The sequence below is a fragment of the Microcoleus sp. B6-A1 genome (assembly GCF_036705085.1).
Taxonomy (GTDB): Bacteria; Cyanobacteriota; Cyanobacteriia; order Cyanobacteriales; family Microcoleaceae; genus Microcoleus.
Window position 1 is genome coordinate 1 of record NZ_JAUBTU010000034.1, and the last position, 22221, is coordinate 22221.

The 22221-nt window shown below is 45.3% G+C and carries 24 protein-coding genes; 15 read left to right on the forward strand and 9 right to left on the reverse strand.

All coding sequences use genetic code 11. From position 1 onward, the window contains the following. Positions 1 to 94 precede the first annotated feature (94 nt). The 5 genes from QUB11_RS14610 to QUB11_RS14630 all read right to left on the reverse strand — a co-directional run bounded on the left by QUB11_RS14610 (position 95) and on the right by QUB11_RS14630 (position 6227). On the reverse strand, positions 95 to 1111 hold the full coding sequence (locus tag QUB11_RS14610) for a DUF6745 domain-containing protein (protein ID WP_333206946.1): 1017 nt from the start codon (positions 1109 to 1111) through the stop codon (positions 95 to 97). A gap of 50 nt (positions 1112 to 1161) precedes the next feature. Further along, positions 1162 to 2025 carry a leucine-rich repeat domain-containing protein gene (locus QUB11_RS14615; protein ID WP_333206945.1) on the reverse strand — a complete coding sequence of 288 codons (864 nt, stop codon included), beginning with the start codon at positions 2023 to 2025 and terminating at the stop codon, positions 1162 to 1164. 192 nt (positions 2026 to 2217) lie between these two features. Further along, complete coding sequence (locus tag QUB11_RS14620) at positions 2218 to 2511, reverse strand: hypothetical protein (RefSeq protein ID WP_006632553.1); 294 nt, start codon at positions 2509 to 2511, stop codon at positions 2218 to 2220. 117 nt (positions 2512 to 2628) lie between these two features. Continuing rightward, positions 2629 to 3210 carry a Uma2 family endonuclease gene (locus QUB11_RS14625; RefSeq protein WP_333206944.1) on the reverse strand — a complete coding sequence of 194 codons (582 nt, stop codon included), beginning with the start codon at positions 3208 to 3210 and terminating at the stop codon, positions 2629 to 2631. 146 nt (positions 3211 to 3356) lie between these two features. Beyond that, on the reverse strand, positions 3357 to 6227 hold the full coding sequence (locus tag QUB11_RS14630; protein WP_333206943.1) for a diguanylate cyclase: 2871 nt from the start codon (positions 6225 to 6227) through the stop codon (positions 3357 to 3359). Positions 6228 to 6883: 656 nt separating this feature from the next. On the opposite strand from QUB11_RS14630, the gene QUB11_RS14635 reads away from it, so the two are divergent. The 7 genes from QUB11_RS14635 to QUB11_RS14665 all read left to right on the forward strand — a co-directional run bounded on the left by QUB11_RS14635 (position 6884) and on the right by QUB11_RS14665 (position 13052). Continuing rightward, entirely contained in the window at positions 6884 to 7567 is a 684-nt protein-coding gene (locus tag QUB11_RS14635; RefSeq protein ID WP_333206942.1) for a class I SAM-dependent methyltransferase, read from the forward strand. 321 nt (positions 7568 to 7888) lie between these two features. Then, positions 7889 to 8434, forward strand: a complete 546-nt coding sequence (locus QUB11_RS14640) for an RNA 2'-phosphotransferase (protein WP_333206941.1) — start codon at positions 7889 to 7891, stop codon at positions 8432 to 8434. Positions 8435 to 8505: 71 nt separating this feature from the next. After that, on the forward strand, positions 8506 to 9714 hold the full coding sequence (locus QUB11_RS14645) for an AAA family ATPase (RefSeq protein WP_333206940.1): 1209 nt from the start codon (positions 8506 to 8508) through the stop codon (positions 9712 to 9714). Continuing rightward, complete coding sequence (locus QUB11_RS14650) at positions 9689 to 9874, forward strand: hypothetical protein (RefSeq protein ID WP_333206939.1); 186 nt, start codon at positions 9689 to 9691, stop codon at positions 9872 to 9874. Before QUB11_RS14645 ends, QUB11_RS14650 begins: the two co-directional genes overlap by 26 nt. 422 nt (positions 9875 to 10296) lie before the next feature. Then, positions 10297 to 12507, forward strand: coding sequence for a PAS domain S-box protein (locus tag QUB11_RS14655; RefSeq protein ID WP_333206938.1), 2211 nt, complete (start codon positions 10297 to 10299; stop codon positions 12505 to 12507). Positions 12508 to 12533: 26 nt separating this feature from the next. Continuing rightward, positions 12534 to 12827: a TIGR03792 family protein gene (locus tag QUB11_RS14660; RefSeq protein WP_333155646.1), complete on the forward strand. Its 294-nt coding sequence runs from the start codon at positions 12534 to 12536 to the stop codon at positions 12825 to 12827. Between the two features lie 45 nt (positions 12828 to 12872). Continuing rightward, entirely contained in the window at positions 12873 to 13052 is a 180-nt protein-coding gene (locus tag QUB11_RS14665) for a hypothetical protein (protein ID WP_333206937.1), read from the forward strand. On the opposite strand, the gene QUB11_RS14670 is transcribed toward QUB11_RS14665, so the two are convergent. Next, a complete protein-coding gene (locus QUB11_RS14670) occupies positions 13029 to 13349 on the reverse strand; it encodes a type II toxin-antitoxin system RelE/ParE family toxin (RefSeq protein ID WP_333155644.1) in 321 nt (106 codons plus the stop codon). The two genes, QUB11_RS14665 and QUB11_RS14670, sit on opposite strands and share 24 nt — an antisense overlap. After that, the gene (locus QUB11_RS14675; protein WP_333206936.1) at positions 13346 to 13612 is read right to left on the reverse strand and encodes a hypothetical protein; all 267 of its coding nucleotides are present in this window, start codon (positions 13610 to 13612) and stop codon (positions 13346 to 13348) included. Before QUB11_RS14675 ends, QUB11_RS14670 begins: the two co-directional genes overlap by 4 nt. Positions 13613 to 13638: 26 nt before the next feature. Here QUB11_RS14675 and QUB11_RS14680 point away from each other — a divergent pair, with 26 nt between their 5' ends. The 3 genes from QUB11_RS14680 to QUB11_RS14690 are packed head-to-tail and all read left to right on the forward strand — an operon-like array spanning position 13639 to position 14820. Continuing rightward, positions 13639 to 14229 carry a papain fold toxin domain-containing protein gene (locus tag QUB11_RS14680; RefSeq protein ID WP_333206935.1) on the forward strand — a complete coding sequence of 197 codons (591 nt, stop codon included), beginning with the start codon at positions 13639 to 13641 and terminating at the stop codon, positions 14227 to 14229. Between the two features lie 42 nt (positions 14230 to 14271). Beyond that, entirely contained in the window at positions 14272 to 14640 is a 369-nt protein-coding gene (locus QUB11_RS14685) for a hypothetical protein (RefSeq protein WP_333206934.1), read from the forward strand. A gap of 18 nt (positions 14641 to 14658) precedes the next feature. Beyond that, positions 14659 to 14820: a hypothetical protein gene (locus QUB11_RS14690; RefSeq protein WP_333206933.1), complete on the forward strand. Its 162-nt coding sequence runs from the start codon at positions 14659 to 14661 to the stop codon at positions 14818 to 14820. A gap of 68 nt (positions 14821 to 14888) precedes the next feature. On the opposite strand, the gene QUB11_RS14695 is transcribed toward QUB11_RS14690, so the two are convergent. Continuing rightward, on the reverse strand, positions 14889 to 15329 hold the full coding sequence (locus QUB11_RS14695) for an RDD family protein (protein WP_333206932.1): 441 nt from the start codon (positions 15327 to 15329) through the stop codon (positions 14889 to 14891). A 210-nt stretch (positions 15330 to 15539) separates the two neighbouring features. Between QUB11_RS14695 and QUB11_RS14700 the strand changes: the two genes are divergently transcribed. From QUB11_RS14700 to QUB11_RS14710, 3 genes are all read left to right on the forward strand, one after another. Beyond that, a complete protein-coding gene (locus QUB11_RS14700) occupies positions 15540 to 16916 on the forward strand; it encodes an NB-ARC domain-containing protein (RefSeq protein ID WP_333206931.1) in 1377 nt (458 codons plus the stop codon). 333 nt (positions 16917 to 17249) lie between these two features. Continuing rightward, positions 17250 to 17726 (forward strand): type II toxin-antitoxin system antitoxin SocA domain-containing protein, encoded by a 477-nt coding sequence (locus QUB11_RS14705; protein WP_333164858.1) that lies wholly within the window; start codon positions 17250 to 17252, stop codon positions 17724 to 17726. Further along, the gene (locus QUB11_RS14710; protein ID WP_333206930.1) at positions 17707 to 18141 is read left to right on the forward strand and encodes a hypothetical protein; all 435 of its coding nucleotides are present in this window, start codon (positions 17707 to 17709) and stop codon (positions 18139 to 18141) included. The genes QUB11_RS14705 and QUB11_RS14710 overlap by 20 nt, the downstream gene beginning before the upstream one ends. 483 nt (positions 18142 to 18624) lie before the next feature. On the opposite strand, the gene QUB11_RS14715 is transcribed toward QUB11_RS14710, so the two are convergent. Further along, on the reverse strand, positions 18625 to 18792 hold the full coding sequence (locus tag QUB11_RS14715; protein WP_333257737.1) for a hypothetical protein: 168 nt from the start codon (positions 18790 to 18792) through the stop codon (positions 18625 to 18627). A gap of 143 nt (positions 18793 to 18935) precedes the next feature. Between QUB11_RS14715 and QUB11_RS14720 the strand changes: the two genes are divergently transcribed. Together QUB11_RS14720 and QUB11_RS14725 are read left to right on the forward strand one after the other, a co-directional pair. Then, on the forward strand, positions 18936 to 19772 hold the full coding sequence (locus QUB11_RS14720) for a hypothetical protein (RefSeq protein WP_333206928.1): 837 nt from the start codon (positions 18936 to 18938) through the stop codon (positions 19770 to 19772). 307 nt (positions 19773 to 20079) lie between these two features. Further along, positions 20080 to 22182, forward strand: a complete 2103-nt coding sequence (locus QUB11_RS14725) for a M3 family metallopeptidase (RefSeq protein ID WP_333390960.1) — start codon at positions 20080 to 20082, stop codon at positions 22180 to 22182. Positions 22183 to 22221 lie beyond the last annotated feature (39 nt).

The following is a 22221-nucleotide window of genomic DNA, read 5'->3' on the forward strand; positions in this document are numbered from 1 at the left end:
TCACGCTTTGTCTCGGATGATTCACTTTTACCCCCTCAATCCGCGTATGTGCCAGTTGGGGGTGCGGAATGTGGGTTTTAACAATTGGTATTACTCAGGTTTGCACGGAAAACTCCTCTGGATCAATATCCCAATTTACCCAGCGAATTGCTTCTTTAGCCGTTAGCGAAGCCCTCGAAGAGGATCGCACATCAGGCGGCACTCGCAAAGCGTGAATGTGTCCCGTGCTAGGACAAGTCATTTTTAACAAATAAATCGGCTCGACATCGGCGTTATCGATTTTTAATAGCGTGTATTCTTGCCAAGTATCTAATTTTACTGCTTGCAATTGTTGACAAATGCGATCGTAACCAATCCTCTCAATTAACACTCGACGCAGTTCGGCATTTTCTTCCGATAGAAGCCATTCTGCTTGCCACAAATCCGGGTGAACTTTTCCGTATTGTTCGGGTAATTTAACGCCGTGGTGAAAGTATAAACTGTAGCCGTCCGCAAAGGCGATCGTCGGTTCTCCTTCAGCGTGTAGCCGATTTTTAGCGTCAAAGCGAAGGTGCAGGGGGCGATCGCAAATTATGCAAATTTTCTCAAACGGAAATATCCAACCGCACTCCTCGAACAACTGTTCCTTGCAGCGAAATATTTCTTGTGCTTTGCGATCGAGAGTGATACCAAATTTCGAGATCAAAAATTCAGTCAAATGGATTTCCTTCACCAGAAGCGTAGGGGCTAGTGGCTTTAAATATTTAGAATATGAGAATAAATGAGCCAGCGATTCTCGGTAATTGGCTAAGAGTCCCTGAAATTCTGACACGAGTATACGATCTGCATCCGGTTTTAGTATTATTTCATTCCACAGTTCATCCCACAACACTAGACCCAACAATCCTACCTTTATCGATTGAAATAGATCGGGTAAAAACGACTTTCCCCATACTAAATTTTCCTCCGCTATTGGCGATATTTGAAGTTTCGAGCTGCTGGATATTTTGAGCTGTTTAAGTAGTTTTAGAGAAACTGCCTGCGGACTGCTGCAAATCATAATTTGGGCAGATTCTAGACCAATAGCTGCATATAATTTTTTTACTGTTTCTGTAGCTTGTTGAGAATCCATTGGCGCTGTAGAGAGGGTCTGGTAATTGTGTGTAAGTTCCCTCGACTGATTTAAGTCAGTAATGGATTGTTTTGGAGAGATATTTTGGTCAGATTAGTGAGTGCCGACAGCGGAGTGATGTCTGTAATTTGATTGCTGCTGATATCTAGTTCTGTCAGGTTGGTGAGTGCCGACAGCGCAGTGATATCGGTAATTTTATTGTTGTAGAGATACAGTCTAGTTAGGTTGGTGAGTGCCGACAGCCCAGTGATATCGGTAATTTCATTGTGTGCAAGACGCAGTTCGGTCAGGTTGGTGAGTGCCGACAGCAGAGTGATGTCGGTAATTTGAGTGTAGGCGAGATTCAGCGTGGTCAGGTTGGTGAGTGCCGACAGCCCAGTGATGTCGCTAATTTCATTGCTGCTGATATCTAGTTTTGCCAGGTTAGTGAGTGCTGACAGCCCAGTGATGTAGGTAATTTGATTGCTACTGAGAGAGAGTTCTGTCAGGTTGGTGAGTGCCGACAGCCCAGTGATATCGGTAATTTGATTGCCGTAGAGATGGAGTATGGTCAGATTGGTGATTTCCGACAGCGAAGTTATATAGGTAATTTGATTGTGGCCGAGATTCAGTTCTGTCAGGTTGGTTAGTCCCGACAGCCCAGTGATGTCGCTAATTTTATTGTAGCCGAGATTCAGGTAGGTCAGGTTGGTGAGTCCCGACAGCGGAGTGATGTCGGTAATTTCATTTTCGTAAAGATCCAGTTCAGTGAGGTTTAAAAGTACCTTCTCGGCTTCATTGCAGTCAGAAGTCCCAGCCCGTTCTAACAGCACTTCAACTGTATATCTTGCCGATTTTGAAAGACTATCTTTGTGCAAGCACCAATCGGCAAAGCTACTAAAATTAATTGGTTGTTTTGCTTCTTGTTTTCGCATAATAAATTCCGATTCAAGTTTGGTAAAATTAAGGCTTTCACAAGCGGGTTCTCCGGCCCACCCACCATAAAATTCACAAGACTTACCCAGTCCGATGGAAGAAACCGGGTTTTTCACCGAATCTGAGGGCTGCAACGAAGTATTCGTAAAAAACCCGGTTTCTGCGCCCCCCATGCGTAAGTCCTGTTAACCTTAATCTGCGACATACCTCCAACCTTGGGGCTCATATTCGCGCTGAATTCGCACCATCCAATTACCTTCGGGAATTGCGATCGCATGGTGTTCTTCATGGCTCAATAAAGCTGTCGGTGAAAGCACCCGCAAGTACAGAGTGCCGTCTTTTTCGTAAAGTTCAGCTTGTCCCTCAATAATCTGGTGAGAATGTCCGGTGACTTCACCTTCGGCGAGAGTGAGGTGAGGTTTTTTTTCTCCTTCGATTTTCGGCACGGGGGTCAGAATTACGTCGCCTTGTCGGATGGGTTGCATAGGTTTTTTCTCAATTTTGTTTACTGGTGTCGGTTGATCGAGCTTTTCTACCGTAATTTAATACTACATATGTAATACATAGCGGTCAAGAGCCACAAACCAAATTCCACTTTTCCTCTAAACCGCCGAAATCCCGCGCCGAAACTCCTTAACTGCTTCCACCCTAGAAGCCATCAGCAAGCAGCGAGACAGCAGGTTGATGTCTAAACCGGGCAGAACTTCGCTTTGGTCAATTTTTTCATATCCGTGCGATCGCAAATGATACAAACCAAACACCCCGTCTTCCCAAAACCAAACTTCGGGGACTCCCAAGGCTTGGTAACGATTCAACTTGCTTTCTCCCCCACTGGTAAAGACTACTTCGATGGCCAGATCGGGGGTAATACCTGTTGACTTGCCAATTAAAAAAGATTCATCAGCTTGTACTGAGACTTCCTGTCCCTTCTCTTGGGTAAAGCTACCTAATGGGTTAAACTCGATGTCTTTTTCAACAAAGTAGTCCATCAGCAAACTTGCGATCGTTCTGCTGAAAGATTCATGTTCTTGCGAAACTGCCAAGATTTCTACCTCACCTTTGAAATAAAAAAGTCGGATGCCGGGGGAATCAGAAAACCCCTGCTCGATTAGCTTGAATTGTTGCCAATCAATTCCGGAGTGAATTAGGCGCTGGTCTTTTGGTTTGTCTAAGGTTGCTGTCATGGCACGACCTCCTTTAACTATTTTATAGCAATTTGAATTCACCCAATTTTGCCAGCACATTGGTATGGTGCGTCCGATCCAAAAAACCTGTTTAAATCGAAACGATCGATGTCAGACGCACCATACAAGCTGATTTAACTATTATATTATCCTTGAAATGTGGCAACCGAAACCCGATCGCGCCCTGCTTCTTTCGCCCGATAAAGCGACTCATCGGCCATCGCAATTAGCTCCCCCGGCTGCGAGCTCGCCTCTGGAATGCAGCAAGCTACACCCAAACTCAGCGTCACATATTCGCTGACAGCAGACTTAGCGTGAGCTATGTGCAAACCCCGCACCTGTTGTGCGATCATTTCAGCTACGCAAGTGGCACCTTCAATATCCGTATTCGGCAAAACTACTACAAATTCTTCTCCACCGTAACGCGCTACTAAATCTGCCGGTCGCTTTACCGAATGTTGGATCACCGCCGCCACTTGCCGCAAACATTCATCCCCCGCTTGATGGCCGTAAGTGTCGTTGTAAAGTTTGAAATAATCAATGTCGCCCATAATCAAAGACAGCGGTGCTTCTTCCCTTGCCAAACGCCGCCATTCCGTATCCAGGTATTCATTAAAAGAGTGGCGGTTTCTTACCTCAGTCAAACTGTCGTAATTTGCCAAATACTGCAAGGCTCCATTCACTGTTTCTAACTGCTGTTTCTGCTGCTGCAACTGACGGTTGAGCTCCGCCAACTGCTGTTCGGCTGAGTGCGATCGCAACAAATTTCTCACCCTCGCCAGCAATTCCCTCTCGTCAAAAGGCTTTGAAATATAATCGTCGGCACCCGCATCCAAACTTTCGATCCGAGCTTCCATCCCCGATCGCGCTGTCAAAAAGATTACCGGAGTAGATTTCAATTCTGGCGTTTTCCGAATCTCCTTGAGCAAATCCAGTCCGTTTTGTCTGGGCATGATTTGGTCGCTCACAATCAAATTTGGCTGCAAACTTTTGGCTTTTTCTAAACCTTCAACCCCGTCAATAGCCACGGCGACTCGATAGTACGGAGTCAATAAAGTTTGGAGGTAAGCTAGCAGAAAATTGTTGTCTTCTACTACCAGCAACAGCGGTAATTCTCGGCTGTCACTTGTTAATTGTTCCAGATGATTTTTGTCGTCAAAACTGTTAGGTTCCGGCAGTGGGGCCTGGGGTGTGGTCGCCCGGACATTTCCCGAACCCCACTCTCCGGAGCCGAATCCAGTCAGTCCAGCCAATTGGGCGATCGCGCTCACCAACTGATTCGCTTCCACCGGCTTCGACAAATGCCTCTGAAACCCCGCCTCCAGCGCTTCGGCCGAATCTTCTTCCTCAATCCCTCCCGTCAGCGCCACGGCCGGCAGCAGTTCCCTGTGCTCGGACATTTCCATTGCTCTGATGCGGCGGATCAAATCGCAGCCGTCGGCTCCCGATACCGTCATATCGCTCACCAACACGTCGGGCCGCGACTGTTGCAACTCGGCCATCGCTTCGGCGGCGCTACCCACCGCTATTACCTGGGCTCCAAATGCTTCGAGGCCAGTTTTGAGAAATTTCCGGATCTCGGCGCTGCTTTCCACCACCAGGACTTGTTTTCCCGCTAGGGGTTTGGAAAGCGATCCGGGTCTGCTTTCCCTTTGGGCGATCGCAGTAGTGCGATCGTCGGGTGCATTTTTGTTGGCAATCGGTAGCAGCACCCCAAAGGTCGCCCCCTGACCGATACCGGGACTCGAAGCCCAAACACTTCCCCCGTGCAGTTCCACCAACTGCTGCACAATTGAGAGCCCCAGCCCCAGCCGATTTTGTTCCTTAGCCTGGAAGTTGTCTGCGGGGCGGAAGTAGTCAAAGATGTGCGACAGAAATTTGGGATCGATGCCGCAACCGCTGTCGCTGACCCGAATCAAGACGCCGGACGGACTAGGCTCGATCCGCACTTGAACTGGGTATGGTGTCGATTCTGGGGTGAATTTGATGGCGTTGGCAAGGAGGTTCCACACTACTTGCTGCAAGCGTTCTGCATCCGCCAAAATGTAGTCAACGGCGGGGTCGAAATGTTTTTCTACGCGGATGTTTTTAGCCTCGGCGTCGGGACGGAGGGTATCGATCGCAGATTCTATGATAGACGGGAGGTGAACTCGGCCGATGTTCAGGCATACTTTCCCCCGCAGCAACCGCGAGAGCTCGAGGAGATTGTCTATTTGTCGGTTTTGTAATTTGGCGTTGCGCTCGATGATTTCCAAAGCGCGGCTGGTGGTGGCTTCGTTGAAATTGCGCGATCGAGCTAGCTGCGCCCATCCCAAAATCGCGCTCAGGGGCGATCGCAGTTCGTGGGAGGCGATCGCCAGAAATTCGTCTTTTGCCCGGTTGGCTTCGGCTTGGGCTGCTTCAACGGCTTTGCGATCAGTGATGTCGAATCCGATCGCCAAATACTGACAGGGTTTTCCCTTACACCCCAACAGTGGAACTACGGCTGCGTATACCCAATAATCACTTCCATTCTTGGCTTTATTCTGAATGTCTCCTTGCCAAACTTCACCTTTGGCAACAGTTAATAGCAGATTTTTGATTATTTCCGAAGATTTATATTCCGAATGGAGGATGCCAAAGTGGCTGCCGATTAGTTCGACCTGGGAATAGTTGGAGATGGAGCAAACTCGTTCGCTGACATAGTTGATAATTCCTCGCGCGTCAGTCCTCAGCGCCAGTGTCGATCGGTCGATCGCTATTTTAAAATCTAAACATTCTTGTAGCGACGAATCTAGTTCTTTTGTCGTATAAAATTGATCGAGCCGATCGGGCGCGTTTTGTGGCTGGCGATCGGGCTTATCCTTACTCCGTTGTTGGATTTCCATTGCTTCTATTTTCCCCTGACGGCTGACACCTAATCTACTCGCATCCTGATTCATTATCACAATTTTCTTTCCCGCGCCGGCGGGTGTAATATTTTGTATCTCTTCATCTTCCTGACAAATTGGCAGGTACCACATCCACTCGGGAGTCACCTTAATTTTTGTTTATAGTTGGCTAAATTTTGTCAATCTGAGGACTGATTTTTGCCTATCTAGACAATCAGCGGCTGCTTGCTAATTCCCTTTTATATTTTATATTTTATATTTGACTAGGGGGAATCACTGAGAAATTTATGGTGTGGAACACACACCGACAGTTACATTCTTGTTTTAAACGGGTATCATAACCGTCAACTTTTTGGGAGCATCTCATATTTGTAAAAACACTTCTTCTGGCTCCTTCTTTCTTCCTCCTGACTCTTTCCTCCTGACTCCTGACTCCTGACTCCTAACTCCAATTTTGGGCTGAGCTGCTTTCATTGAGATGCTCCCAACTTTTTTGTGACAATTACTCCTGGTAGCTGGCACAAAGTCTCGTCTTCAGAAGGCTTTCCGGTCTGTGCCATTGTGTCTCATCTCCACAGAAGGAGATATATGTGCAGGGCTAGACAGTTCCCAAATCACGGGCGGGTTTGGGCGCACAAAGTCCCTGTCTGGCGATCGTCCGTAAATTCTTTTAAATTATTTTCTTCAACATCTTGACAGCTCTGTATATTTTTTGTATTATCAGATGTAATATGCTTTCCGAGAAGAGAATCGGCAAAGTGCCTTGACGCACTCAACTATTAACAATTTGAGGAAAATCGTCTGTGAATTTAGACGCTGTACGCGAGCAATTTGAACAAAGAGCCTTTGATTATGACGGCTTAATTCCTCGCCTCATTCCGCGCTATGGCGAGCAACACGATGTAATATTGCAGTTAATCCCATCTGAAACTAATGGTAACATAAAAGTTCTGGATTTAGGCGCGGGAACTGGCATACTGTCGGCTGTGATTCTGCAAGCATTTCCTCAAGCAAAAGTCCTAGCCTTTGACATGGCCCAAAATATGCTGAAAACTTGCCAAACTAACTTGTCCGCTTTCCAAGAACGGCTGACCTTGCAGCAAGGAAACTTTGCCGAAGATGATTTCGGCAGCGGTTACGATTTGGTAGTTTCAGGGTTAGCAATCCACCACCTCGACAGCGTAGGCAAACAACAGCTATTTCACAAACTTTTCCACTCGATGAATCCAGGGGGAATCTTGCTAATTCGAGATATTGTCACAGGTTCTACCCCCCGACTGACTGAGCAATATGAAAAATTATGGCGGCAGTATATGAAAGCTAACGGAGAAGACGATGCAGCCTGGTTTCACAACTATCTAAAAGAAGATATTCCCTCCTCTGTGGAAGAGCAGACAAAGTGGCTTGCAGAAGCGGGTTTTGCCGACGCAGGATGTCACTGGCGCTATCTCAATTTTGCTGTTTTTGGCGGAGTTGTCCCAAGGTAAAATGCATTCGGCAGAAGGCAAACTTTTTGAAAATTATCAAAAGATAAAGGTCGTAAAGAATGGGACAGCAAACACTTTTTTATTCCGGGCGCCTAACCTAATTTTGTAGTTTTTAATGGCGCAAATTACCGCTATTATTCGCGCGCAAGACCATTTTTTACATCCGGGAATCATTTTCCAAAAACCTGTAGAGGTGGGTTCACTCAACCGTTCTCTGGCAGTGCCAACAGATTCACTCTACCCGCCCCCCACCAAACGATATAACCCGCTAGTGACATTTTGCAAAATGTGATTTAAAAGCTCAATAAATAAAGTAAAGTCATGAACGATTCTCGATTAATAAAAATCAGCAGATATCTCAGCAGACACCTGCGCCACGCGCCCTCGCGTATCGGCATTGACCTCGCTCCAGGCGGCTGGGTTCCTGTTAGCGAACTCCTCGATGCGTGCCAAAACAATAACTTTCCAGTTCAGCTTGCAGAACTCAAGGAAGTAGTCGCGCAAAACGACAAACAGCGCTTTTCATTTGACTCCACAGGCACTCTAATTCGTGCTAACCAAGGACACAGCGTAGAGGTTGACTTGCAGTTAGAACCTGCTGTTCCCCCGGATATTTTATATCACGGAACAGGTAGCACAGCCGTCGAGTCTATTCTCACTCAAGGAATTAGGAAAATGTCGCGGCATCACGTTCATTTGTCGGTGAATATCCAGACGGCGCGCCAAGTAGGTGCAAGACATGGCATCCCGGCAGTCTTTACTGTAGATGCCACAGCTATGCAAGGTGATGGTCATACATTTTACTGCTCGGAAAACAAAGTTTGGTTGGTAGATTTTGTGCCGCCCGCTTATCTCAAAATAAGTTGATAAATTCCAGTTTTTTTGTAGAATGTTTACCACAAAAAATGTAAAATAAGAGTAAGTAGGATTTTTGCAAAATGAGTGCGGAAGATATGGGCGATCGCGAAAACAATTTTCATCAAAACAATTCTCAAAATAGAGGTCTGCTAGGCTCTGGTTGGCGACCTTTTTATCGTCAGTTTGATTGGGAACACCTGGTACATTTAGCGTCTAGCGATCCCTTAGAACTAGCTCAAAAAACTTTAGGTGCAGCTAGCGACATTGCCGACGCAATGGGACGACACCAATATACTTGGTGGGCAAATATGTTAAATGTATTTTCGGAAAATACTCGCTACGAAATTGATGAATTTTGGGATTACATTACTCCGCAGCCAGTTTACCCGGATTACCGCTACAAAGATGTTTTAGTTACCGAAACGCCTGTGGTGCAATTGGTCAGCCGCGCTAGCATTCCCATCGACTACGTTCTCAACAAACTCCAAGAGATTACTGTTTTCAAAGTTCTGGATTTGCTAGGGAAACCGGATGCAATTACTCAGTCTTTTATGGAGCGACATTTTTCTTATCCCCCGGAGCGATTTGTTAGCTGGGAACGCTTAGAAGTTTTGGGTACTGTTTATGCTTCTTGGGCCCGATTCGGCTGCTGGCTGCAAATTGACAGCTACGACAGGGGAAGACGCTGCTACACTCTAATTTGCCAAGATATTGCGCCGCTCGTTAGCAAGGCAACTTATAATTTAGCGGTGATTCTGGGCGGGTACAAAAGCCGCGTCGGACAGGTTCACAGCCAGTTCCCAATTCGCACGTTTTCTGCGGAGGTTCAAAGTTTTACCGATACAGTTCAGCAGGCAATTCTAGATCAAAATCAGTTGGCTGTTTTGGTAAGTGGCGAACCGGGGACGGGCAAAACTGCTTGGACGCAAGCGGTAGCAAAGGAAATTTTAGTGCCGCTGGGTTATGTGATTTTTATCTTAGACCACGATGCTGTGGAAAATTTTGTGCCTCCGAGTTATTTAGAGCGGATTTGTATTATTATCAATGAGGCTGATAATTTGGCTCAAGATCGATCGACTGCAGAGGCCCAACGCACTAACAAAACTGAACATATTTTGAGTTTGCTGGATGGAACTTTGTATCAAAGCGTCATTGACGAACACGGCATTCAATTTCAGCAAAAACTCGTGGTGTTGATGACTTGCAACACCACTGAAAGATTAGATCCTGCAATGTTACGGAAAGGGAGAGTGGATTTTACCAGTGAATTTACGCACAAATTTGTTTGAGCGCTCTCTTGCATTCTCAAGCTATCTGGCGATCGCACTGGCTACAGGATCTAATACTATGTTCGATGTGGGATTTTTACTTAAAGAATTGGGAATGACTGAGGAAGCTCATGGTTTGGATGGCGGGCCTACAGTTGCATTCTTTTGGGAACTTGTATAAAATACCGAACAATCATCAGGAAATTTTCTGACTCTCACAGTGTGGGGGAAAATTTCTTGAGTACCTATAGATCATTTGTGTCAACAATCGCCTAAAACCCTTTGTCTCTCTCGTTTTGGCCGAGTCTCGTTCCCCTCTTACGCCCCGGAATAGTCGGGGCAGACAAGAGATCGCTCCAGTCCCCTCCGACTATTCCGGGGGCGCCGGCGTGATATATGCCTAATGGTCAAACAGCAGGCGGGCACTACCTTTAGCCTTAAGTTGATAGCAATGCCTATAGACATATCCCCATCAAAAATGATATCAATGATGGGTGATACCCTCTAAGGGTATTGTCCGAGAGAGCAAATCAGGGGAAAACAGCATTTTTGGTCTCAAACAGAGTTTTTCAAACTTGACAGCTATGGAGGAAATCCCAAACCGTGCAAACTAAGCCAGTTCAGCAAAAAAGTCAGGGACTGGGAAGGTACGTTGACGGGAATGTCCCTATCGCCCAACAACCCGCAGAGGCAGCAGTGTCGGAGAGTAAAGAGCGATTTCGGCGGTTTGTGGAGCGCTCCGCCGAAGCCGTGGCAATGGTAGATTGTGAAATGCGCTATCTGTCGGTTTCCCGTCGCTGGGAAACAGATTGCGGGTTGGGCGACGGCGAGGCGATCGGCCGATCTCATTGGGAACTGTTCCCCAATCTCCCGGAATATTGGGAGCAAAATTCCCAGGCTTGTTTGACGGGAGTTTTGGAATACAGCGAGTTTGTGGCAGGGCGATCGATCGCCTCTGTATCAGGAGAAATCGCAAGCGGCTGTGTCAGCGAGTCGGTAAGATGGGTATTTCAGCCTTGGAAAAATAGCGAAGGTGCGATCGGCGGTTTGATTTTGTTTGCATCTAAGATAGCTGAGGCTCCCGCTCAAACCAATTGCTATAATAAATTTCAGTCCGAGGTTAAAAGAAAGCAGTTAGAAACAATACCACAACTAACTCAAATTGCCCTCGAAAATGCTGCTGATACAATCTTTTTTAGTACCTCCGACGGTCAAATTTGCTACGCGAACAAAGCCGCTTGCCATCTTTTCGGCTACTCGGAATCGGAACTGCTAAACATGAGAGTTAGCGACATCGATTCGCATTTGCCAGCATCGGATTGGCGAGAACACTGGGCTCAACTCAAGCAGCAAACCAACCTCACTTTTGAAACCAGTTACAAAACCAAAGACGGCGCCAGTTTTTCCGTCGAAGTTAAAGTCAATTATTTAGTATACGGCGGCTGCGAATACCGCTGCGCGATCGCCCGCGACATTTCTGCTCGCCTCGCAGCAGAATCAGCGCTCGTACAGGCAAAAGAGCAACTTCAAGCCGTTTTAGACGCCGTGCCCGGATTAGTTTCTTGGGTAAGTTCCGATTTGCGCTACTTGGGAGTAAACCGACATTTAGCTAGCGCTTATAAAATGCCGTCCGAACTATTTATCGGTCAAAAAGTAGGTTTTTTAGATACAAGTCCCACATTTAACGATTTAGTATACGATTTCTTTGCCAACCATAAAAAGAAGACATCTCAAGAAGTAACAGCGAGCATCAGAGGAGAAAATAAAACTTATCTAATAGTAGCTCAAAAATACCATAACAATACGGCGGCGGTATTTGTGGGATTGGATATTACAGAAAGCAAACAGTCTCTTTTAGCTTTGCAAGAATCAGAAGAACGCCTGCGACAACAAGCGTCTAAATTAGAGCAGACGCTGTTAATTTTGCAGCAAACTCAAACTCAACTGATTCAAACAGAAAAGATGTCATCTCTGGGGCAGTTAGTAGCAGGAATAGCGCACGAAATCAACAATCCAGTTAGTTTTATTTCTGGCAATGTCAGCCACGCCACTGGCTACATTCAAGAACTGCTGCGAACGATCGACCTTTACCAAAAGTATTATCCCCATCCCGTGCGGGAAATTCAAGATTTGATAGAAGAATTAGACTTAGACTTCATCAAAAAAGACTTGCCCAAACTGCTAAATTCCATGAAAGTCGGTTCGGAAAGGATTCGCGATGTCGTGCGATCGCTCCGCTTGTTCTCGCGTACCGACGAAGCCCAAATGAAGCCTGCTGATATCCACGAAGGTTTGGACAGCACTTTGCTGATCTTGCAAAATCGCCTGCAAGCTAAAGGGGGACGGCCGGGGATTTCTCTAGTTAAAGAGTACGGAGATTTGCCGCGAGTTCACTGCTATCCGGGGCACTTAAACCAAGTGTTCATGCACTTGTTGACAAATGCGATCGACGCTTTGGAAGAAGGGGGGAGAAATGCCGAAAAGTATGGTAAGATTCAAAATCAGTCTTACTTGGCTTCAGCCCGGTCGAGCTCTGAAATATTCAATCCCGAAATTCGGATTCGCACCTCCGTGGTAGGGGAAAACGAAGTTGCGATCGCCATTAGTGACAACGGCCCTGGCATGACTGAAGAAGTCCTCGACTGCATCTTTGACCCTTTGTTTACCACTAAATGTCCAGACACGAGCACTGGTTTGGGTCTAGCAATATCCCAGCATTTAGTAGTAGAAAAGCACGGCGGTAAGTTGCACTGTGTTTCGCGTCCGGGAGAGGGAACGGAGTTGATAATTAAAATTGCGATCGGTAACGATTAATTAGCTATTGACAAATAGGAAATAAGATGGTAATTGAGTGGCTAAAATTTAAAGTACCTCAAGAAAAGTGGGAGCAGTTTATTCAGCGAGATCAGGAAGTTTGGACGGCAGGACTAAAAAGTTGGGACGGTTTTTTGGGCAAAGAAGTTTGGGTGGATGCGGTGGAAAATGAGGTGGTGATGTTGATTCGCTGGGAAACTAGGGAGAAGTGGAAGTCGGTTCCGCAAAGCATAATAGATGAGTTGGATAGCCAAATGGGCGATTTGCAAATTGCGATCGCCGAAAGTCGCGAATATCAAGTTCGCAAGTTTTTACATTAGTTAGTCAGCAGTCAGTTGCTCGTGTTAATTTTTGAAAGATTAATCATGAGTTTTACCTTGATTGCACCGCAGACATCGATTTGGTATTTGGTGGGAGGGGCGATCGATCTCGGTAGAATCATCGCAGTGTTTGGTATTTGGTGTGAGGGGCGATCGCACTTTCATTTTATGCGCTCGCCCTTGATTGACTATTTCATGCGATTACTCTGGCGGTTCAGTACCTAGAGGGGCTTGACGGCGGTGACGAACGTGTATTATTGCGACGGTATCGCCCTCCACCACAAACAGAATTCGATAGGTTCTTCCTTTACCAACCCACAGTTGTCGAATTTCCCTACCAATGATGGCAGCTTCGGGTGCAACTGAGCAACGGTAAGGAAACTGTTCCAGGGATGCGATCACATCTTGGAGGTCGTAGTACCACTGATTTGCGGCATCAGCACTCAGATAATCGCACATCCAACGGTAGGCGTTTTCAATTTCTTGAAAGGCGGGTGGTTGGATTAGGACTTGATAACTCATAGACGAGGGGGGATGTTGAACTGCTGCTGTAGCGCTGTCATAGCTCTCTCGGCTGGAATACCTTCACCTCGATCGAAGCTTTCAAGTCCTTTGCGGATGCCGATGATAGCTTCGAGGTAGTCGATACGCTCTAGCAGTTGTTCGTAGGTATTAAGTTGGGGGTTTGGAGTGGATTTTAGCGATCGTACCAAACTGAGAAGATCCGCAAGCAGTTCGTCAGGGGTGCTATCGATTTCTTGGATGAGGAGTTCTTTGAGGGTCATCGCGGCATCTCACGAGGATTGATACTTTGATTGTAACGGCGATCGCTATTAGTTTTGATGGGCGATCGCACTTGGTAGAATCATCGCAGTGTTGGGTATTTGGTGTGAAGGGATCTCGCGATCCCTTGGACAAGCCTTGCAAGAGCGCGATCGCACGCTACGCAATCTGCCCGCTCAATGGCAATGATTTTGAGATATACTTGTACCTAAATATAGGAGGTAAACTTTACACTTTGAGTTTAGATCCGAGTAGTTTAGATGAAATTCGAGAAGATATCGCTAAAATTGCCAGTCGCTATGGGGTCTTTCAATGTGTTGAATGCAGTCAGGCTATCAAAGAGTTCTTGACCATCAGAAACCTAAATGGTAAGCAGATTAAACTGGATTTAGAAAGGCAAGACCTACCTTGGTCAGTGATTTATGATTTACGACGACAGCAGCAAATTGCTACTAATGGCTACCATCAAGGGATATCAATTACAATCGACGAACAGGAAATTGTGTTTGATAATATAGATTGTAGTGGCGTGAATCGGCAGGAATGGCTACAAAATTTAACATCACCTACTCTGGAACTGGGTATGGGAAGTTTTAAGATTATAGAAGAGGAATTTTGAGCAGCAAAACTTACAGTTATTTTCAAAAAAATGAGGTGAAAAATGCACGATTTATATACGCTGATTGAGAAAATTAAGAAAGCTCCTTCAATGTACTTGGGACGACATTCAATTATTTGTCTTCAGGCTTTTTTATCGGGTTACAGCATTGCTAAATATGAGTTAGGAGAACAGCCAACGAAACAAGATAGCGATTTTATGCAGTTTCCTGAGTGGATACGAAAAAGATTCAACGTGCAGACTAGCCAATCTTGGGCTAACGTCATTCTGTTTTATTCGGAGGATGAAAGCAAAGCACTCGATCGGTTTTTTGAGCTGTTAGATGAGTTTATCGCTCGTCATTCTTCGGCTGATGCTTTAGGCGAAGGGGGATTGGATATAGAGGAAAAAGTGCAAGTTTTCAGGAGTTGATAGAAAGGACGATCGATCTTGGTAGAATCATCGCAGTGTTGGGTATTTGGTGTGAAGGGCGATCGATCTTTCATTTTAGGCGATCGGTCATCTGAAACAAGAAAGGGCGATCGCTCTTTCATTTTAGGATATTCCTCATCAGAAGAAAGAAAGGGCGATCGCTCCGGGTTGAAAAAATAGTCAGGGCGATCGATCTTTCATTTTAGGCTCTAGATCGTCTGAAAAAAGAAATAGCGCCTTGGAAACCGTTATTTTTCAATAACTACTGTTCTAGTAATCAAATCATGAAGTGCCTGATTATTATCAGTGAAAGGAACTGAAAGAAAGTCAACTAAAACTAATACAGTGAATAACACAAAACAGAAATACCTTCCGGTTGCTCGGCCAAATGAAATTTGATTTTCATTTAGGTCAGATACAATAATTCCAAAAGCTCTTTTACCGAGTGTTGCTTGTCTAGGAGAACTATGATTTATCGAGTGGTAAGGCCAACCCACAATAATAAATATCAACCAAAATAGTTGATCGCTAGCTCCTGTAGAGGTAGTCGTAATGTCTTTAAATAGCGCTGGAAATAGAGCTGGAAAAAATCCGGTTACTAATCCATAGATGATTGAGGTTAAGACCAACCAGATAATCAAGTCAAGGAAAAAAGCCAAGGAGCGCTTTCCAATGTTCGCATACTGCATTTCTAAAATCCTTAAATCTACTATTTGATACTTCTCCTATAGCTCTTATAAATCCTAAATTTTTTAATAAAAAAATGTTCTATTTTGCCTGAATCTTTACTCTTATTTCACTGTTTTTACTGCTTTTTAGTACATTTTTGTACAAAAATGTACTAAAAAGTAGTAAAATGTGATCGATAATACATAAACTATTTCAATTTTCTTGAACCGATGAATCTTAAAGAAATGTTAAAGCTGGCTGATGGGATAGTATTTGCCAAAACTGGTAAGCACCTTGACGATTTACAAGCAGCGATACTCCAAGGCACTCTACAACGCGAGACATACAAGCACATAGCCAAAGACTTTGACTGTTCTGAAAGTAGCGTTCGGCAAGTCGGATCGCAATTATGGCAGATACTTTCAGAAGAGTTGGGAGAAGATGTTAATAAAACGAATGTTCGATCGGCAATGGAGAGGTTGCAAGTCTCGATAGTTTCACATTATGCACAAGACTCTGTGCAAATAGGCTTCGTTAATTTTTGTGGAGAAAACAGAGACCCGCCAGATATCCCAAACTCCCACTCACCAAATCAGGAAACAGCTAACGCAAAACCAACCAAAACTTTACATCAAGATTTAAGCGAGATGCCGGAGTTGGGTGCTTTTTACGATCGCACCCCTCAACTCCAAACCCTCACAACCTGGATTCTACAACAAAACTGCCGCCTCATCACCCTCACCGGTATCAGCGGAATCGGCAAAACATCCCTAGCAGTACAACTCGTACAACAAATCAAAGACGAGTTTGAATACGCAGCTTGGTACACACTAGACGAATTTCCCACCATCGATAAATTTCAATCTAACCTAATACAGCTTTTTTCCCAGTCAGAAAAACAAGATTCATCCCCAACAAACCAGAAACCCTTACCGCTGATTAAATATTTACAAAACCATCGCTGTTTAGTAGTCTTAGATGACATTCACAACCTTTTCTGTAGTGGCGAATTGGCAGGAAAATATAAACCAAAATACGAAGAATATCGCTCCCTATTCAAACAAATAGAAAAATTATCCCATCAAAGTTGCTTGCTGCTAGTCGGTTGGGAACCGCCGAAAGAAGTTCCTCAACTCACCAGCGAAAATACTCCCATTCATACCTTACAACTCACTGGCTTAGACACCGTAGCCGCAGGAGAAATTCTCAGAGATAAAGGATTAGTAGAAATCGATAACTGCGAAGCACTCATTCACCGCTACCAAGGCAACCCCTTCTGGTTAAAAAGCGTGGCGACTTTGATTCAAGAGTTGGGAATCGGCGCGAGTGAGTTATTAATAGATGATACCATATTGTTACCCGAAGATTTGAAAGATGTTTTACAACAGCAGTACGATCGCACTTCCGAACTAGAAAAACAAGTGATGTCATTGTTGGCGACAGAAAACCAGCCAGTAAACTTCGCCAAATTGCTACAAAACGGACAAATATCATCATCCGATTTGCTAAACGCATTGCAATCTCTATCGCGGCGCTGCTTGATCGAAAAAGAAGCAAGTCTTTACACTTTGTCAACTGTACTGAAGCAATATATCAAAGGGTTGTAACTAACATCTTGCACCATTCTCGATAAATCTTTTAGGAACAGGCAAGATGCCTGTTCCACAAGAAAATTCATCTTTTGTGGAACGGGCCGGAGAGCCCGTTCTTGAGAATGGTGCGAGATTGTGGGTTTTAGGCAATTATTGTTGGTGAACCCGCCCCTACAAATTTTTGACAGAGGGTAAGATTTCAGTTATACCCAATCCGGCTTAAATACCTCCTTTATTTCTTAGTCTGCAGAGGCAGACTTTGTTTGACAAGAAGCGGTTTCAACCGCCCCATCATAAAGAGTGGTGACTGTGCTATCATAGAATACAAAACTTATTTAGTCGAGTTATATGACCACAATAACTACAGTCACAACAGCCTCAAAACTAGCTGATTACTACATCTGGTTCGCGAATGATGTAGGCTCCTATCTCAGCAACCACAAGCTACAAAAACTATTGTACTACGCCCAAGCATGGTATTTAGCCTTTGAAGATACACCGCTTTTTGATGAAGATTTTGAAGCTTGGGTGCACGGGCCAACTATCCCGGCTTTATTTTATGAATACAAAGAACAATTTGACTGGAAGCCAATTCTGAAAGAAGTCGAAAAACCCGAATTTCCCGAAGAAGTACAAGAGTTTTTAGACGAGTTATCCGACGAATATTTCTTTTGCGATGCCTATGAGTTAGAATTGATGGTGCGCCGCGAAGACCCTTGGATTAATGCTAGAGGTGATTTGCCAAAAGATGAACCTTCTCATGCTATTATTACGAAGGAATCAATGAGAGAATTTTACAAAAGCCGTGTCATCGAAGAAAATTAAGAAAGCAGATATACGCCGCCAGGAATCTTTATCTAGCATCAATCGTCTCGATGTAAAAATACCGGAAGGAGTTAGTTTTTCTTTCAGGTATTATCAGGATGATAAAGATAAGTTTTCAATTAGCGGTAGAGATGCTAAGTATCTAGCGTCTTTACTGAGAAGGCTGCGCGATTTGTCACAATTGAACGCTCAAGAAATTATCAATAATCAAAGTAAAAGTCTGCGCTGTCATGGCATAGTTTGGAAAAATACTACTGAACCTAATGGCTTTGGGATTCCCAATGAAGATATCCTAATCAATATCCCCTACCAGTTTCAAATATCTGCTAATGAATACGGCAGAGTGCATGGCTTTTTTAGTGAAAATGTTTTTTATATTGTCTGGCTAGACCCCGACCACAATCTTTACAGTTGAAATTATAATAAATTTTGAAAAAAACACAATATTCCACATTCCCGCCAACTTCGGCGAAATGGGAAATCTAAAAAAAGAACGTTACTCATCAGTCATTTTCAGGACTTACGCATCAAAGCCAAAGAAACCGGGTTTTTCATGGAATCTGTGGCTGCGACAAAATATTCTCGCAAAAAACCCGGTTTCTGAACCCCATGCGTCCAAGACTAATTTTAAGAAAATTTTGCATAGAGAGCTGAAATAAAATTAACGCTTAAAAAGCCTACTCCTAGTACGAGAATGATAAAGATGGCGATACTGAAAATAGATTTTAGCCGATCGCCAATTCCGGGTCTTTCTGAGTTCATTGGTCAATTTTTGCTGTAAATTTGAGAGGGGCAATTGAGAAAGAGTAAATTATACCAATGCGCGAACAAAAAGGCAACTCCCGACACGCTCCAAACGACGATCGCCCTCAGTAGGTCGCATTTTTTAACTTTTAATCTAAAATCTAAAATCTAAAATCGTCTTAGGCATTGTTCGGTTAGCCCGGACAGCTATTGTCGATCGCCCGAACCCGATGGCGCTAACTCCTGTAAAATAGAGGGCGCGTTGGGGCGAACCTTTTAACAGCCGGAATTGGGCGCGATCGCCACAGGCTCCCAAATACATAATAATATGGCAGTCATCCTTAACTTACTCACAAAGGTAAAAATAGAAGAGTGCCAAGAAATAATCTAAAACATATAACTGAAAAAGGATAGAAATCGATGCTCCACCCAGTCTCGCAACCTTACCCACAACGAGCAAATACTATGACCCAAAGAGCCGTGCGGAAGCCAAAACCCTCTGTTGCAAACCACTTGACACCAAGTTTTCCTCAAAGGCACTGGCTGGAGCTGGCAGAGTACGCCTCTCTGGCGGCCTCTGGTGTGGGTTCCCTGGCGGTGGCAGTGTCGGGTCAAGCTTTTTACGGGGTTGCTCCCCTAACCTTGGCTTTGTCGCTGAATGTTGCTAACCGGTATCGGTTCGAGCAGCAAGTGCGGGTGCATCAAAATTCGGAAATGGCCCAAGTCCAAAAGTCTGTCAATAAAGTCGAAAAAACGGCGGTGACGGTAATTGTTAAATTACGCAGGCAGTTGTCTGCAGATATTGCAGCGCTGCGCCAGCAAATGGCCGCACTGCCTAGGCATGAGGCTGTTGAGGAGTCGATAGACATCCAGAGGCAGTTGCTGAGTTTAGGAGAGTCGGTAGCTTCTTTGCAAGAAATCGTGGCGTCTGCTGTGCTCGATGTCCGCCAGCAGGTGAGCGAACAAGTGCAAGATTTATCGGTTGGCCAACGGGCGAATCTCCAAGCTGTGGAACAGGCTATAGAGCAACTGCAAAGCGCCACGCAAGGCTTGGCAGAAACTTCTATCAGCCGAGACGACTGGGAAGTAGTAAATACTAGATTTTTGGAAATCCAAAAAGTCATGGCCAATTTGCAAAGCCAACTGCAAGCTCCCGCACACCAATCGACTGCGGATTTGTCTATTGTCCAAGCTCAAATCCACCGTTTGGAACACGAGCAGCAAGAAGTTGTCAAACCTCACCTCAAGCGCTTAATCTCAGTTGTCAAGGAGTTGCAGCACACACAAGAGACCCGTCATTAGTCATTAGTCAGCAGTCATTAGTCATCAGTCATTAGTCAGCAGTCATTAGTCAATAGTCATTAGTCAGCAGTCAGCAGTCATCAGTCAACAGTCATTAGTCAGCAGTCAACAGTCAACAGTCAACAGTCAACAGTCAGCAGTCATTAGTCATCAGTCAGAAGGAATACTTTTCCCCTCGGACACGCTCGACACTCTCCGACTCTCCGACTCACGCCCGATCGAGTCCTACTTTTTCGACAACTGTGTTAAAAGATTAAAAGCTAATCTGTCTAGTTCACCTATTTTCAACCTGTTACAAGAAAATTAAATGACTGCAACCGTAACTATTGCTGATAACCCGTTACTAATCGGTCAAGGATTGCCTCCATTTGACGCGATCAAACCAGAACACGTAGTCCCCGCTGTTACCCAACTGCTGACCGAACTAGAAGCCTCGCTAGCTGACTTAGAAGCCTCTGTAGAACCGACTTGGAGCGGCTTAGTAGAACCATTGCAGCGACTCGGAGAGCGTTTAAATTGGAGCTGGAGCATTGTCGGACATTTGATGGGTGTGAAAAATAGCCCGGAACTGCGATCGGCTCACGAAACAGTGCAGCCGGAAGTAGTAAAATTTTGGAGCAAGCTCAGTCAAAGCAAACCGCTTTATGAAGCTTTTAAAGCGCTGCGGGCTAGTGAAAATTGGGACAGCTTAGAGTCAGCTCAAAAGCGAATTGTCGAAGCCGCTCTCCGAGACGCCCAACTCTCCGGCGTCGGTTTAGAAGGCGAGCAAAAAGAGCGTTTTAATGCCATTCAATTAGAATTGGCCGAAATTACTACCCAATTTTCCAATCACGTCCTCGACGCTACCAAAGCATTCAGCATCACCCTCACAAACAAAGACGAAATTGACGGTTTGCCGCCGAGTTTGTTGAGTTTAGCAGCTCAAGCCGCTCGCAGCGCTGGCGAAGAAAATGCAGATCCCGAAAACGGCCCTTGGCGGATTACTTTAGACTTTCCGAGTTACGGCCCTTTCATGCAGCACAGCACCCGCCGCGACTTGCGCGAAAAGTTGTACAAAGCTTTTGTCGGCAGAGCAAGTAGCGGAGAATTGAATAACTGGCCGTTAACCGATCGCATTTTAGCTTTGCGCCAGGAAAAAGCTGCTTTGCTAGGGTTTAGTAGTTATGCCGAATTGAGCTTGGCGAGCAAAATGGCTCCCGACGTTACAGCAGTGGAAGCTTTGTTAGAAGAATTGCGTCAGGCTAGTTATGATGCTGCTGTCAAAGATTTGGAAGAATTGAAGGCTTTTGCTGCGGAAAAAGGCGCGGCGGAAGCTGGAGATTTGAAGCACTGGGATATTGGTTTTTGGTCGGAACGGCGCAGGGAAGAAAAGTTTGCTTTTAGTGCCGAAGAATTGCGCCCTTATTTTGCTTTGCCACAGGTATTAGAGGGGTTATTTGGATTAGTAAAGCGGCTGTTTGGCGTGACAGTAACTGCGGCGGACGGTCAAACTCCTGTGTGGCACAAAGATGTGCGCTATTTCCAAATAGATGATGAAGCAGGAAATACGATCGCCAATTTCTATTTAGACCCCTACAGCCGCCCCGAAGAAAAGCGCGGCGGTGCTTGGATGGACGAGTGCGTGGTGCGCGCTAAATTTGTGGAAGCGGGAAAAACAACCACGCGGTTGCCGGTGGCTTATTTGGTGTGCAACCAAAGTCCTCCGGTTGACGGCAAACCGAGTTTAATGACTTTCTTGGAAGTCGAAACTTTGTTTCACGAATTCGGTCACGGTTTGCAGCATATGCTGACAACGGTAGACTATCCGGGGGCTTCGGGCATCAATAATGTTGAGTGGGATGCAGTGGAATTGCCCAGTCAATTTATGGAAAATTGGTGTTACGATCGCGCGACTTTGTTCGGGATGGCAAAGCATTACGAAACCGGGGAAACTTTGCCGGAACACTATTACCAAAAACTGCTAGCAGCGCGCCACTACATGAGCGGCACCGTCATGCTCAGGCAAGTACATTTTAGCAGCGTTGACATCGAATTGCACCACCGCTATCGATCGGGCGGCAGCGAAACTGTGGCCGATGTCCGCAACCGTATCGCTAAAACTACCACTGTTTTGCCTCCTCTGGAAGAAGACGCATTTTTGTGCGCTTTCGGACACATTTTTGCGGGTGGCTATGCGGCGGGGTATTACAGTTATAAATGGGCGGAAGTGCTCAGCGCTGATGCTTTTGCAGCTTTTGAGGAAGCGGGTTTGGAAGATGAAAGTGCGATCGCCTCTACAGGCAAGCGCTTCCGAGATACAGTGTTAGGATTGGGCGGCAGTTTGCACCCGATGGAAGTGTTTAAAACTTTCCGGGGACGCGAACCGAGCACTAAAGCTTTGTTGAGGCACAGCGGTTTAGTTGCCGCTTAATTTAAGTGTGCAATTAGTGGGGATTAATGCGGGTGAATT

Coding starts and splice junctions, on each gene's coding strand:
- QUB11_RS14610 (WP_333206946.1), bottom strand. CDS start 1,111: ATGGATTCTCAACAAGCTACAGAAACAGTAAAAAAATTATATGCAGCT.
- QUB11_RS14615 (WP_333206945.1), bottom strand. CDS start 2,025: ATGCGAAAACAAGAAGCAAAACAACCAATTAATTTTAGTAGCTTTGCC.
- QUB11_RS14620 (WP_006632553.1), bottom strand. CDS start 2,511: ATGCAACCCATCCGACAAGGCGACGTAATTCTGACCCCCGTGCCGAAA.
- QUB11_RS14625 (WP_333206944.1), bottom strand. CDS start 3,210: ATGACAGCAACCTTAGACAAACCAAAAGACCAGCGCCTAATTCACTCC.
- QUB11_RS14640 (WP_333206941.1), top strand. CDS start 7,889: ATGAACGATTCTCGATTAATAAAAATCAGCAGATATCTCAGCAGACAC.
- QUB11_RS14645 (WP_333206940.1), top strand. CDS start 8,506: ATGAGTGCGGAAGATATGGGCGATCGCGAAAACAATTTTCATCAAAAC.
- QUB11_RS14660 (WP_333155646.1), top strand. CDS start 12,534: ATGGTAATTGAGTGGCTAAAATTTAAAGTACCTCAAGAAAAGTGGGAG.
- QUB11_RS14665 (WP_333206937.1), top strand. CDS start 12,873: ATGAGTTTTACCTTGATTGCACCGCAGACATCGATTTGGTATTTGGTG.
- QUB11_RS14670 (WP_333155644.1), bottom strand. CDS start 13,349: ATGAGTTATCAAGTCCTAATCCAACCACCCGCCTTTCAAGAAATTGAA.
- QUB11_RS14675 (WP_333206936.1), bottom strand. CDS start 13,612: ATGACCCTCAAAGAACTCCTCATCCAAGAAATCGATAGCACCCCTGAC.
- QUB11_RS14685 (WP_333206934.1), top strand. CDS start 14,272: ATGCACGATTTATATACGCTGATTGAGAAAATTAAGAAAGCTCCTTCA.
- QUB11_RS14695 (WP_333206932.1), bottom strand. CDS start 15,329: ATGCAGTATGCGAACATTGGAAAGCGCTCCTTGGCTTTTTTCCTTGAC.
- QUB11_RS14700 (WP_333206931.1), top strand. CDS start 15,540: ATGAATCTTAAAGAAATGTTAAAGCTGGCTGATGGGATAGTATTTGCC.
- QUB11_RS14705 (WP_333164858.1), top strand. CDS start 17,250: ATGACCACAATAACTACAGTCACAACAGCCTCAAAACTAGCTGATTAC.
- QUB11_RS14715 (WP_333257737.1), bottom strand. CDS start 18,792: ATGTATTTGGGAGCCTGTGGCGATCGCGCCCAATTCCGGCTGTTAAAA.
- QUB11_RS14720 (WP_333206928.1), top strand. CDS start 18,936: ATGACCCAAAGAGCCGTGCGGAAGCCAAAACCCTCTGTTGCAAACCAC.
- QUB11_RS14725 (WP_333390960.1), top strand. CDS start 20,080: ATGACTGCAACCGTAACTATTGCTGATAACCCGTTACTAATCGGTCAA.